13 protein-coding genes and 3 pseudogenes are annotated in these 11,889 nt (G+C 41.8%); 5 read left to right on the forward strand and 11 right to left on the reverse strand.

All coding sequences use genetic code 11. The features are described 5' to 3' along the window. Window positions 1-564, forward strand: a pseudogene (locus ACE4RR_RS21125) (hypothetical protein); the annotation flags it as partial. A gap of 584 nt (window positions 565-1,148) precedes the next feature. On the opposite strand, the gene ACE4RR_RS21130 reads toward ACE4RR_RS21125, so the two are convergent. The 4 genes from ACE4RR_RS21130 to ACE4RR_RS21150 form a co-directional block, all read right to left on the reverse strand. After that, complete coding sequence (locus ACE4RR_RS21130; protein WP_375537417.1) at window positions 1,149-1,481, reverse strand: hypothetical protein; 333 nt, start codon at window positions 1,479-1,481, stop codon at window positions 1,149-1,151. Window positions 1,482-1,522: 41 nt separating this feature from the next. Beyond that, window positions 1,523-1,927, reverse strand: a complete 405-nt coding sequence (locus tag ACE4RR_RS21135) for a peptidoglycan recognition protein family protein (RefSeq protein ID WP_375537418.1) — start codon at window positions 1,925-1,927, stop codon at window positions 1,523-1,525. Beyond that, a complete protein-coding gene (locus tag ACE4RR_RS21140; protein ID WP_375537419.1) occupies window positions 1,905-2,063 on the reverse strand; it encodes a phage holin family protein in 159 nt (52 codons plus the stop codon). The genes ACE4RR_RS21135 and ACE4RR_RS21140 overlap by 23 nt, the downstream gene beginning before the upstream one ends. A gap of 254 nt (window positions 2,064-2,317) precedes the next feature. Further along, entirely contained in the window at window positions 2,318-2,548 is a 231-nt protein-coding gene (locus ACE4RR_RS21150) for an XtrA/YqaO family protein (RefSeq protein WP_375537421.1), read from the reverse strand. A 94-nt stretch (window positions 2,549-2,642) separates the two neighbouring features. Here ACE4RR_RS21150 and ACE4RR_RS21155 point away from each other — a divergent pair, with 94 nt between their 5' ends. Continuing rightward, window positions 2,643-2,957 (forward strand): hypothetical protein, encoded by a 315-nt coding sequence (locus tag ACE4RR_RS21155; RefSeq protein WP_375537422.1) that lies wholly within the window; start codon window positions 2,643-2,645, stop codon window positions 2,955-2,957. Between the two features lie 248 nt (window positions 2,958-3,205). On the opposite strand, the gene ACE4RR_RS21160 is transcribed toward ACE4RR_RS21155, so the two are convergent. After that, window positions 3,206-3,325 (reverse strand): RusA family crossover junction endodeoxyribonuclease, encoded by a 120-nt coding sequence (locus ACE4RR_RS21160; RefSeq protein WP_375537430.1) that lies wholly within the window; start codon window positions 3,323-3,325, stop codon window positions 3,206-3,208. Between the two features lie 340 nt (window positions 3,326-3,665). Between ACE4RR_RS21160 and ACE4RR_RS21165 the strand changes: the two genes are divergently transcribed. Then, complete coding sequence (locus ACE4RR_RS21165) at window positions 3,666-3,758, forward strand: YjcZ family sporulation protein (RefSeq protein WP_375537423.1); 93 nt, start codon at window positions 3,666-3,668, stop codon at window positions 3,756-3,758. A gap of 337 nt (window positions 3,759-4,095) precedes the next feature. Here ACE4RR_RS21165 and ACE4RR_RS21170 read toward each other — a convergent pair. Next, a pseudogene (locus ACE4RR_RS21170) lies at window positions 4,096-4,692 on the reverse strand (DnaA ATPase domain-containing protein). Between the two features lie 133 nt (window positions 4,693-4,825). Here ACE4RR_RS21170 and ACE4RR_RS21175 point away from each other — a divergent pair. Continuing rightward, window positions 4,826-5,074 (forward strand): annotated as a pseudogene (locus ACE4RR_RS21175) (tyrosine-type recombinase/integrase); the annotation flags it as partial. A gap of 98 nt (window positions 5,075-5,172) precedes the next feature. Here ACE4RR_RS21175 and glnA read toward each other — a convergent pair. From glnA to ACE4RR_RS21200, 5 genes are all read right to left on the reverse strand, one after another. Next, the gene (gene glnA / locus ACE4RR_RS21180; RefSeq protein WP_375537424.1) at window positions 5,173-6,525 is read right to left on the reverse strand and encodes a type I glutamate--ammonia ligase; all 1,353 of its coding nucleotides are present in this window, start codon (window positions 6,523-6,525) and stop codon (window positions 5,173-5,175) included. Between the two features lie 87 nt (window positions 6,526-6,612). Continuing rightward, window positions 6,613-7,011 (reverse strand): MerR family transcriptional regulator, encoded by a 399-nt coding sequence (locus tag ACE4RR_RS21185; RefSeq protein WP_375537425.1) that lies wholly within the window; start codon window positions 7,009-7,011, stop codon window positions 6,613-6,615. Window positions 7,012-7,119: 108 nt separating this feature from the next. Then, window positions 7,120-8,400: a methionine gamma-lyase family protein gene (locus tag ACE4RR_RS21190; protein WP_375537426.1), complete on the reverse strand. Its 1,281-nt coding sequence runs from the start codon at window positions 8,398-8,400 to the stop codon at window positions 7,120-7,122. Between the two features lie 4 nt (window positions 8,401-8,404). Further along, window positions 8,405-9,664 (reverse strand): GTPase HflX, encoded by a 1,260-nt coding sequence (hflX, locus tag ACE4RR_RS21195; protein WP_375537427.1) that lies wholly within the window; start codon window positions 9,662-9,664, stop codon window positions 8,405-8,407. A 23-nt stretch (window positions 9,665-9,687) separates the two neighbouring features. Further along, the gene (locus ACE4RR_RS21200; RefSeq protein ID WP_375537428.1) at window positions 9,688-10,635 is read right to left on the reverse strand and encodes an AAA family ATPase; all 948 of its coding nucleotides are present in this window, start codon (window positions 10,633-10,635) and stop codon (window positions 9,688-9,690) included. A gap of 162 nt (window positions 10,636-10,797) precedes the next feature. On the opposite strand from ACE4RR_RS21200, the gene ACE4RR_RS21205 reads away from it, so the two are divergent. Beyond that, entirely contained in the window at window positions 10,798-11,784 is a 987-nt protein-coding gene (locus ACE4RR_RS21205) for a tyrosine-type recombinase/integrase (RefSeq protein WP_375537429.1), read from the forward strand. Window positions 11,785-11,889 lie beyond the last annotated feature (105 nt).

Raw genomic sequence — 11,889 nt, forward strand, 5'->3', positions numbered from 1 at the left:
AGAACCGTTCACAAGGACAATGTCATTAAATTTAAATCTAACCGCTATACTGTTCCTTTAGGAACGTATACTCCCTTCGGGGAGAATCTGGTTACTGTTCGTCTAAAGGAAGATCGTGTCATCATTTCTCTTCCTTCGGGAGGGGAACCAATTGCGATTCATTCCCTGGAGATGGAGAAAGGAAAACTAGTCAAAAACACCAATCATTCTCGTGACCGTGCCAAGGGCCTTGTTGATTATTTCTCAGCTGTAAAGAGCCAATTTGAGGATCAGGAGAAGATTACTTTCTATTTGGAAGAGATGCAACAGCGCTATCCCCTGTATGTGAGAGATCAACTTCAAGTCTTTCAAAGAGCCGTTCGTGCCTATGAAGCATATAAGGAGGAAGCATTGGAAATCTGTATGAGAGAAAAGCTCTGGAGTGCAAATGACTTCCATGACGTAGCAAAACATGTAGCCAACCTTTCTGAAGCAGGCGCTGCAGGCGCAGAAGAAATATCGATAGCTGATTTTGTATTATGCACATTGGTCATTTGGCTCATTGGACCATTTATTCTAAATTAACCAGTTCCTTCTTATAATTTAAACGAACAACTGCAAGTAGATCGCTGCTCAACAAGCTGCTCAACCAACCATGAAGTAAAAAAAGTATAAGGAGTTGCATCCCCCTCTCCCAATACACTAAGGCAGTAAATAATATTAAGTTATTCTGTGCGTACTGAAAAGATGGAAACCGCAGCCATCTTTTCGGTAATTACATAAGTATAAGGCTTCTCTAATGAATATTGATAATAATATAATCTAAATACATTAATCTCGTATTACAGTTGTCCTCCCTGTCTTTTTTATAGTTCCTAAAATGAATGGAGCTTTAATCTTGCAAATCCACTTACAAAATTATACAATGTATCTGCGGAGTTTCTCCTCCGCAATCTCACTCTATCTTTGTTAAATGATCGATCAGTACACGCACTGGTCGATCATTTTAAATTACAACTTGCACCATAAATTACAATATTATACAATGTACATACAGAGTCTTTTATCCACGACTCTCTTGGCCTTTACCTGAGACGGCTTGCCCTTTGCCGTCTCCCCTATTTTTAATTATTCCTTATTTGGAAGCTTATCCAATACTCCTACGTTTTCTATAACAGAAGCAGTCTGTTCTCGAGAAATTTTTGTCTTGGTTCTTTTCCGGTAAATACACCTTTGCGAGTTGCTTTCTCCCAAGATTCTGCATGACGTTGTTGCGGGGTTTGAGATAGTTCATCTTCCTTTATGGCTTCAAAGGCAAGTTTGGCTACAATCAAGATTGCTTTGCTCATATCCATTTTGCCATTCCTGATATCGCCCCCATGATTTTTATCTAAAACTCCTTGCTCATGTAGCTGCTCCATCATTGTGGCCACTTCTTCCGTATTCGTCTTATTCATATTCAAGAAAATCTCCTCCTCTTTTGGTTCTGCCTCTTTTGGCAATCTCAGCACCTCTTCCAGTTTGTTCAACGTTTTCGGGCTAGCTAATCCATCACAACCAAACCATATCGGCCTTGAAGTTCTTCGACTGCTTCCTCTGTCTCTTCGCCAAAATGACCATCTGCCCCAAAATCGGCATCACTGTTTACACAGATCTCTATTCCAATACTGACGCTGTTACCGCCCCTTGCATGCCATCCTTTTTCAGTGATTGGCAAGTGCTGAATGATTTGTTTATCATCTATACTATAATGCCAGGATGTCTCAGCATCCTCAGCGCCACCTTTAGCATAACGTGAGTGCATTTCAGCATCCGCGCCTGCATCTTTATTAGCCGTTTCATGAACTGTGATGTAACGGGGATAAATTCGCGTCTCAGGACGGTTCCTGTTCGACTTTGGAATGAAGTCTTTTTTATCTGCGTCCTTAAGCCCCCTTGTTCTTATCATTATCGTAATAACTTCGATCTTTGAAGATTTCAATAGCTTTTTGCAAGGGACCTGGAACGGGCATGCCTAATCTTCCTAAGTTTTCTGATATGCTGATGAATTCATTTACAAGGTAATAAAGAATGGTGGCCACCACTACTGAAACTTCAAATTCTCCAATAGAAAGGGGTTCGCCGCAATTTGATCCAGATACACGACATCAATAATGTGAGCAACTGCCACCAATCCAAACATCATCACTTTCTTGGGGATGCCTCTTTAATTCAAAACTTTCTAATAAAAAAAGAACCTACTCTACTGAGAATGGTTCACCGATGATTTCTTCATTATACTATTATTAATAAATATTTTATAAAACTGCTTTTCAAAAATTCTATTATTGTCTTTTTATTAGCAAACAAATTCCAATTTGACAAATTTAAAATTACTCCCCCCATCGTATTTAATCCTCTTAACTTTTCCTTGATGTGTCACAATCTTTGTCTCACCGTGTTCCGGAAGCAAAGTTGCTCTAGCTCGTCCCTCACACTCCACTATCGCAAAAGAGGAATTTTGTTCCATTATATCAAGATTTAGTGCCCCCGTCTTTGGATCTACGTATAAATCTTTTAATCTTTTCATAAAAGCCCCTCTCTGATATTTTCTTCTAAAATAAACTTTTACTATAAAACATAATAAATTTTTGTCGAAATAAGTAGTAAGGAGTCGATGAAGGGTGAAAAATATAAAAAATAGAGACGTCGTTAAAGCAATCGATAAATTTTATACCATGTTGGATTTTTACACTGATAATACATATGCTGTGCCAAAATTTAAAAACTTTTTTAGATTCTTTCTCCGACTGGAGGGTGATAGCCGTCCACTCCCCTCTTTAGAATTAATGGCTGTTTTAAAAGAAAAGAAACCAACTGTATTTTATTATTTGAAGAAAGACGGAGCAAATGATAAGGTCATAGGGATATTAACTGACTCACCAATGTCTTATGAGATAGCAGAAAAAAGAATTAATCATTACATAGATGGTTTTTAGTTTTCACCTTTGTCGAGGCCATGTATGATTGGCCTTCCTCCTGGATCCCCGTTTAAATTTTCGTTGTTCCTTAATTTGCTCAACCCACGCTTTATCTGCTGCAGACATTGGTCTGCTGATAACTTCACTCGGGAGCTCTTCTTTTACTACATGCTTTTGCCAATTAATTGATTCATTGACTTCATCTCCTCAAAGTGCTTTTATTATTACCTCAGCACGTCCTTCTCCTTTTTCACATTGACACTTGTTTAGGGCATGGACTGGATCGGCCTATCATCCTTGTAAGCAATTCTATTCAAACCATCTGTAATACTCTTGGCGTAATTATCAATATCTCCTTGATTGCCGCCACAAAGAAAAATATATATCTACAGAAACAGGTCATTAATTGGAATGACTTGTTGGCCTCTCACTGTCCAGCCTATAAGCGATTTATAATTCAGATACCGTTGTAGCGTTCTTTTTAACATGAGCCCCGCGTCTGGTCATTCTGACAGCAGGGACAGCTCTCCCTGGGATTACTATCCTTATAGGATTTTTTAAAGCATGCTGGTCGCTTCTCATCTGTTACATCCTCACTTCTCTTGATTCAGTTCTCAACCAAATTCTCTTCTTTGTTACAAACCCCTAATTTTGAATTAAAAGGCTTTTGCTCTAAAACTCTTTGTAATTATTTTTCATATGTTATTACAAAGGGGGGTGCACTCGATGTCTGATTTTAAGAGAGATAACTTTGCGTTAATTGTTGTATTGTTTATCTTGTTAGTAATTGTTGGCGCTGCTTTTGTTAAGTCTTATTAATAAAATCAAGGTAACGAGCGTCTCCCACTGCGCTCGTACTTTTTAATAAATTAATTTTTATAATCAATCGACGCAACTTCCATTAGCTCAGGAAGTCTAACCACTTCTCTTTCAAGTTCCTGCAAAGTAAGTTGATTTTATAATCGACCATCAATGGCTAGTAAGAACGCCTACTGTTCTTACTCTTTTGGTATCACTTGTCGTCTGAGTTCCATTCTTTTGAGCCTCCATTTCCTTTAGGAGCTGCTGGCGTTGGTCCAGCAGCTTCCTTAAGTATTTCTGTCTATTCTCAATCTCTGTTTGAGTTCTATCTCGTAGTAGAAAGTACGCAGCTGTTTTAAGCATGTAATCCCTCCAATCGGTGATTAAGCTGAAACTTGTCGCCTTGGATCAGCACCAGGTAATCCTTGCACATCTCATAAATACGAGTAGCGAGAGCTTCATCAATCCACCAGCTGATCAATCGGCAACTCAGAAGAAATCATGAATGGTTTATGGTTCAAGTATCGATGATTAATAACTGCATACGTTTGTTCCGCCTGCCAATCAGTGGCTATGGGCTTACCACTTGCCGGCTTGAACAGATCATCGATGAACAAGACCTCGGCTTTTTTTCATGCGCTCCTGTTTTCCTCTATCTTGTCGAAATCATCTTTCAAATCATTGAATCCTTCCACATAGGGGAAGTACAGCACAGGCACATGTTTCTTTTTAATCAAATTGTTCGCAATAGCTGTAAGTAAATGTGTTTTACCGGCCCCTGGTTGTCCTAGCAAGGAAATACTGTTCTGACGCTCAGCCTTCAGGTCTTCGAAACTCAGAAAATAGTTTAACGAGCAGTTATATGCTGATTGATGAGCTCGTGTTTTCCTTCGGTCCGAAAGTTCTGGAACCCCGGCTTTCGAAATTTTTCTGTGATCTCACTCGATTTCATGAGCTTCTGAGATCGGCGCCATGAAATGCAGTCACACTGTACCCAAGCTTCAGACCCGTTTCGTCCAAGTAGGTAACCTGTTGAGACATTAAAACATTATCTCCTCTACTAGTTAGAATCACATCGAAAAGACGTTGTGAGGCAAAACACTTACAATCTGGATGAATATAACATCAATAAGCATATCCTACCCTTCTTTCAAGCCATCAAATTAAAAAATGTCAAACCATCCTTATATCAAAAGCTAATTGATCACTTGGCCAATCAAGGATACAGCAAAAATTCAGTATCAGATGTATATTCTCATATTAGTAAGAGTATCGAGAAGGATTCTTTGGAGAAATATAATGCTCATATCAGCAAAATAATAGATAATATTTAAAATTTTTGTGGGCATTTGGTGGGCAGACAGTGGGAATTAATGAATTTCACAAAATTAACAAAAACCCCCGCCGCTTCCTGCGGCAAGGGGTTTCGATTTTAGTAAGTGGACATATACTGCTCACGTTCCCAAGGGTGAACCTGGGTGCGGAACATATCCCATTCGATTTCTTTCGCTTCTGCAAAGTGCTCGACCGCGTGCGGCCCGAGAGCATTGACAAGAATTTCGTCGTTAAGAAGATTATCAACTGCTTCTTTCAAGTTAGCTGGAAGATCTTTGATACCCTCTTCTTCACGCTCTTCCTTGCTCATCACATAGATATTTCTGTCGGTAGCTTCTGGTGCAGAAAGCTTACGCTTTACTCCATCCAAGCCGGAAGCAAGCATAGCCGCCATTGCGAGATAAGGGTTCGCAGATGGATCCGGGCTTCTTACTTCAATTCGCGTACTGAGTCCGCGGGAAGAAGGAATTCGGATCAGCGGGCTTCTGTTACGCAGCGACCAGGCAACGTAAACCGGTGCCTCATAGCCTGGAACAAGACGCTTGTAAGAGTTAACAATTGGATTGGTTAATGCAGTAAATGCCTGGGCATGCTCAATAATTCCGGCAAGGAACTGCATCGCTGTTTCACTCAGCTGAGAATCTGTTTTCTTATCGAAAAATGTGTTTTCTTTTCCTTTGAATAATGACATGTTGCAGTGCATACCGGAGCCGTTCACACCAAACAGAGGCTTTGGCATGAAAGTCGCGTGAAGACCATGCTTTCTGGCAATTGTCTTAACGACGAGCTTAAACGTTTGAATGTCGTCGCAGGCTTTAATTGCATCTGCATATTCAAAGTCAATTTCGTGCTGACCTGGAGCCACTTCGTGGTGGGAGGCTTCAATTTCAAAGCCCATGTCCTCAAGCTCAAGCACGATATCACGGCGGCAGTTTTCACCGAGGTCTGTAGGAGCAAGGTCGAAATATCCGCCTTTGTCATTCAGCTCAAGTGTCGGCTCGCCTTTTTCATCGTTTTTAAAAAGGAAAAATTCTGGCTCCGGGCCAATATTAAAGGCGGTGAAGCCCATATGTTCTGCTTCCTGCAATACACGCTTTAGAATACCACGCGGGTCTCCGGCGAATGGAGTTGGTTCAGAACCAGGCTCACCAGGCTCATAAATATCGCAGATGAGACGTGCGACTTTCCCTTTTTCCGGAGTCCATGGGAATACAACCCATGTATCGAGATCCGGATATAAGTACATATCAGATTCTTCGATACGGACGAAGCCTTCGATTGAAGAACCGTCAAACATCATTTTGTTATCTAATGCCTTTTCAAGCTGATCTACCGGGATTTCCACATTTTTAATAACCCCTTGAAGATCTGTGAACTGAAGACGAATAAATTTTACATTCTCTTCTTCAGCCATTTTTGAAATGTCTTTTCTTGTGTAATTCTTAGACATGCAATGAGTCTCCTCTCTTAATTGAAAAAATATAATATTTATCATATCTTCTGCCAAAATAGGCAAAAGTATATCCCAGAATTAATTTTAATGAAAGAAACGGGACAGCTGGCCCTGGATCATTGAGGCTTTTCCCTGTTTTCCTGACATCATGACTTCGTTCTTTAAATGACGACGCAGTTCTTTGTCTGACATCCCGCCTGTTTTACGCAGGGCAGGTTTTTCCTGGACGTTCTCCTTGGCAGCCTGCAGTTCGAAAATCTCCTTGATTCCCGACATATTGACTCCTCTTTCAATAAGCGCTTTAATTTCAAGCAGCCTGTCCACGTCATTAAAGGAAAACAATCTCTGGTTTCCTTCCGTCCGGGCAGGGTAAATAAGACCATGCTCCTCATAATATCGAATCTGTCTAGCAGATAACTCCGTTAACTTTTTTACAATACTTATGGGGAACAAAGGCATGTTTCGTCGAATGTGATCATTCACAGGACAGCCCCCTTCCGTGAAGAAGATAGTTCAATATTATATTATGTAAGCTTTTTAGTCAAGTACATGTGAGCTTTTTTTACGTCAAAATTAATAAAAGTCGACAAATTACTGGTTTTCTCTACTCTCTAACAGTTCATGCTGCAATAACGTTTTTAAAGCATGTGTAACTGCAATTTTGACGTGGGCGTAAGTCAGTCCTCCCTGCACATAAGCTGTGAATGGCTTTCTCAGCGGTCCATCTGCAGAAAGCTCAATACTTGAGCCTTGTATAAACGTACCTGCTGCCATAATTACTTCATCGCCATAGCCCGGCATGGCTGACGACTGCGGCACCACATTAGCATCTACCGGCGAAGCTTCCTGTATGGCCTGACAAAAACGAACCATTCTTTCTTTATCATAAAACGTGACTGATTGAATGAGATCTGTTCTGAACTGATGCGGTGACGGACTTGTCTTTAATCCGGCTTTTTCGAGCAGTGCCGCTGTGAATACAGCACCCTGCAATGCCTGCGAGACGATATGCGGTGCTAAAAATATCCCCTGAAACATTTCCTGCAGAACGCCTAATGTCGCGGCCCCCTCGAGGCCGATTCCTGGCGCTGCAAATCTGGAGGATGCCTGCTCTACCAGTTCTCTTCTGCCTGCAATATATCCACCGCATCTTGCCAGACCGCCTCCCGGGTTCTTTATTAATGACCCGGCTATTAAATCAGCCCCGGCATGCCCTGGTTCGAGCTGTTCGACGAATTCACCATAACAATTATCTACGAAAATTATCAGGTCACGGCGGAAGTTTTTAATCTTATGAATCAGTTCTTCTATTGCTGCCACAGATAATGACTGGCGGTTATCGTAACCGCGGGATCTTTGGATAGCTATCACTTTTGTATGCGGAGAAATCCTTGACAAAATTGCCTCAATATCAGGTTCTCCGTTCTTATCTAAAGGTGCTGTATTCGTTTCAATTCCATAGTCAAGAAAGGTTCCTTTTTCTCTCCCGGTTAAGCCGAGAGCAGTCTTTAACGTGTCATAAGGATCACCAGTCGCATACAATAACCGCTCACCCGGGCGCAGTATACCAAACAACGCTGCGGTTATTGCATGAGTGCCAGAAATAAATTGGTGGCGGACGATGGCTGCTTCTGTACCGAAAACTTTAGCATAAACCCGGTCAAGCGTATCTCTTCCGGCATCATCATATCCATATCCGGTAGAAGCATGAAAGTGGAAGGCCGAAACCTTTTCCTCCCGAAAAATTCTAAGGATTTTATCCTGGTTTATTTCTGCTGTTTCTGCTACTATGGCTCGTTGTGTTTCAGTATTTTTTTCAGCTGCTGCCTTCCATGAATTCAACAGCTGTTCAGAATTTTCAACACTAGACATTGCTTTATTTTTCTTCCTTCCGTTCCTTGTACTTATTTAACACTCCGTGGATAGGGTGGTCTGTTACTGCATAGCCTTCCAAATAAAACCCATTAGTTTTATCATTCCATTTTTCTTTTTCCAAAATAGTTTCTCGTTTAATATCAGCGAGAGCTTTCCCCTCCTCCACTGGAACTTCCAGACTGTAAAAGCTCATTTGTTCCTTCAAAGTCTGCTCCATCACTTCTTTCAACTGCTCCGTATCACTTTTGGAGAAAGCTGAAATTCGAATCGAGGGCTTGTCCGATGAGAGTAGAGGCAGCTGCTCTGCCTGATCTATTTTGTTGAACACCGTTAAAACCGGAATCGCCTCAGCTCCTAGTTCACTTAATAACTTCATTACTGTATTCATCTGGCTGGGCGCTTCTGGGTGAGAGGCGTCTACTACATGCAAAATAACATCAGCTTCTTTCACTTCTTCAAGTGTCGAGCGGAACGAAGCGACCAATGTCGTCGGAAGGTCCTGGATGAACCCGACCGTGTCTGTAATAATAGCGGGATACCCTGAAGGCAGTTCAAACTGTCTCGAGAGCGGGTCGAGTGTTGCAAATAGCAGGTTTTCTGCCAGTGCATCAGCATCCGTGAGCTGATTCAGCAGCGTCGTTTTACCAGCATTTGTGTATCCTACTAAGGCAAACTGCACCGCTTTGTTTTTCTTTCTTTGTTTACGGTAGCTTTCACGATGGGCTTTTACTTCTTCAAGCTGCTTTTTTAAATCATCCATTCTTCTTTGGATGTGGCGGCGGTCTGTTTCAAGCTTAGTCTCCCCTGGGCCTCTCGTCCCTATCCCGCCTCCCAGCCTTGAAAGAGCGGTACCCTGGCCGGCAAGGCGCGGAAGTAGATAAGTGAGCTGAGCTAATTCCACTTGAATTTTGCCTTCCTTCGTACGGGCACGGCCAGCAAATATATCCAATATCAGTTGGGTCCTGTCAATTACTCTGGCATCAATTACAGCTCCGAGGTTTCTTAATTGACCGGGTGAAAGCTCATCATTAAAAATCACTACATCGGCCCCGGTTTCTTCAGTCATTGCAATCAGCTCTTCCACCTTGCCTTTCCCGATATAGGTGGAGGATTCTGGTTTTTCCCGCGACTGGGTGATAACTGCAGCAACTTCTCCGTCTGCGGTCTTCACCAGTGCTTTTACTTCTTCCAAAGATGAATGAAACTGCTCGTCAGAAGTCTTGGGAAAATAACAAGCAGCAACTACAGCCTTTTCTTTCAATAGATTTCACTTCCTTTAACAAGTTAGTACGTATAGTATTTTTTCTTCTCATTATGCTTCTCCATAATAAAGTCTTCTTCTGTCAGTGTCATAAGTGCGTCACGGTCTGCTGTTTCCGGCTGCTCCAGAATCCGTACAGCATGGCGGCGGATTATTTTTTCAAGAAGATTTCTCACATACCTTCCATTATGGTCGTTGCGCTTGTTTAACACAAGCTCAAAGAAATGCTTCCTGATTCTATCTTTTAACAAAGCATTGACCCAGAATTCTTTTTCCTGCACCATTTTCTCAAAGATTTCGAATAATTGAGCGGCATTAAAATCTTCAAAATACAATTGATTCGGAAAACGCGATGATAACCCCGGGTTGAGATTCAATAATCGCTGCATTTCATCTGGATAACCTGCCAGAATGAGAATAAAATGATGCTGTTTATCTTCCATCGCTTTGACGAGGGTATCGACAGCTTCTCTTCCAAAATCTTTTTCTCCTCCGCGCGCAAGAGAATAGGCTTCGTCAATAAAAAGTACACCGCCGGAGGCTTTCTGGACGAGAGCCCTGGTTTTTTGAGCAGTCTGCCCAATATATTCTCCAACTAAATCGGCTCGTTCCGCTTCTATTAAATGTCCTTTTGTTAAAACATTCATTTCTTTAAGCATTTCGGCAATTAACCGGGCTATCGTTGTCTTTCCCGTTCCAGGGTTACCAGCAAACAGCATGTGAAGATTTTGCTTTGTCGGCTTTAAGCCGTGTTTTACTCTTTGTTCATTAACATATACAAAGGAATACATCTCTTTTATAAAACGGCGGACATCATCCATTCCCACCATGCAGTCGAGGGTTTTTTCCGCTTTTCTTAATGGATAATGGTTCTCAGCGGTCTGCATAGGCTGAGCAATTTGGTATTTTCTTGACTCTGCTGCCGGAGATATTGTCAGCTGGTATTTATGAGCTGTTCGAGATTCTGCCATACTTGTTCCTCCCTCTTATCCTCCCCTGGTGGGAAGGAATTAAATACGGGCGTTTACCTATACTATACGCAGCATTACAAATTTGGTGATTTTAGGAAAAGAGGTTTGATATAATTAATAAAGAACAGCTCGAGCTCCCTTAAAGAAAGGAACCGATAAGTTATGCCAGGACCAGCCTTTCAGCTGCCTGTGTCAGCAGAGCGGTATTTGGAATATTTACAAAGCAGGCAGAGAAAAGATAGTACGTTAAAAAGGTATCGTTATGACCTGGCGGATTTTTTTCGGTATATTGAAGTAGCAGCCGATGATAAACCAATTAAGAAAATTACTACGAAGAACGTTGAAGGCTACTTTTCTTTATTACACGAAAGCCGTGATTACCAGGCCAGGACATTGAAGCGGATCCATACCGTTTTGTGCCGGTACTTTCACTATCTTTATGAGAATAGTCTGATTGAGATAGATCCCATGAAAAACTTTTCATTTGATGAAGCCATATGGACCGAAATCAAACAAAGTGACCTTGTGGAGGAAAACGAAGAGAAACGTTTAATAAACAGTCTACTCTCCGATTTAGGGATGTCGGTAAAGCAGGCAGCTGCAAGACCGATGCTCGCGCCGAGAAACTTAGTCATACTATCTATGCTTTCTCATTATGGCCTTAGGCTTCATGAGCTTGCTGCCCTTCGAATGAAAAATATTAACCAGGGTACCGGGAAAATCAGCATCCCTGAAGAAACAGGTAATCCAAGGGAGTTTCACTTACTTTCAAAAGATAAAGCCCGGCTCCATCATTACTTAAAAGTAATACCTCAGGCAGTCAGGCCACAGAAAGCGACTGATCCTCTATTTGTGGCATTTGATTTTCAGCGCCAAACGTATCGCTGGAGCTATGGGCTGGATGCCCCTAAATATTTAACTGAGATAGCTATTCAAAAGATGATAAGAGAGGAGAGAAAGCGGGCAGGTATAATGAGAGCCATCTCTGCTCGCCATTTTAGGCATACTTATATTATTCGCGAGCTGAGAAAAGGGACCGCGCCGGACAGGCTCCAACGGCTGCTGGGACTGCAGTCGCCATTGACACTGCTCCCTTATCAGCGGTTTGTTGAAAAAGAAAAATTGATAAAATCGAGTAGGAGGGGGTGATTAACCCCCGACCTCTCACACCACCGAGCGTACGGATCCGTACTCGGCGGTTTCATGAAAATCCACGTGGTTATATCAACGACTTTAATCCCATACGTCGCCAGT

Source organism: Alteribacillus sp. HJP-4 (genome assembly GCF_042139015.1).
Taxonomy (GTDB): domain Bacteria; phylum Bacillota; class Bacilli; order Bacillales; family Marinococcaceae; genus JBHIKY01.

What these genes read in the sequence shown, in the direction of transcription:
- ACE4RR_RS21135 (WP_375537418.1), bottom strand. Translation starts at nt 1,927, where the DNA reads ATGATAAGAACAAGGGGGCTTAAGGACGCAGATAAAAAAGACTTCATT.
- ACE4RR_RS21150 (WP_375537421.1), bottom strand. Translation starts at nt 2,548, where the DNA reads ATGAAAAGATTAAAAGATTTATACGTAGATCCAAAGACGGGGGCACTA.
- ACE4RR_RS21165 (WP_375537423.1), top strand. Translation starts at nt 3,666, where the DNA reads ATGTCTGATTTTAAGAGAGATAACTTTGCGTTAATTGTTGTATTGTTT.
- glnA (WP_375537424.1), bottom strand. Translation starts at nt 6,525, where the DNA reads ATGTCTAAGAATTACACAAGAAAAGACATTTCAAAAATGGCTGAAGAA.
- ACE4RR_RS21190 (WP_375537426.1), bottom strand. Translation starts at nt 8,400, where the DNA reads ATGTCTAGTGTTGAAAATTCTGAACAGCTGTTGAATTCATGGAAGGCA.
- ACE4RR_RS21200 (WP_375537428.1), bottom strand. Translation starts at nt 10,635, where the DNA reads ATGGCAGAATCTCGAACAGCTCATAAATACCAGCTGACAATATCTCCG.
- ACE4RR_RS21205 (WP_375537429.1), top strand. Translation starts at nt 10,798, where the DNA reads ATGCCAGGACCAGCCTTTCAGCTGCCTGTGTCAGCAGAGCGGTATTTG.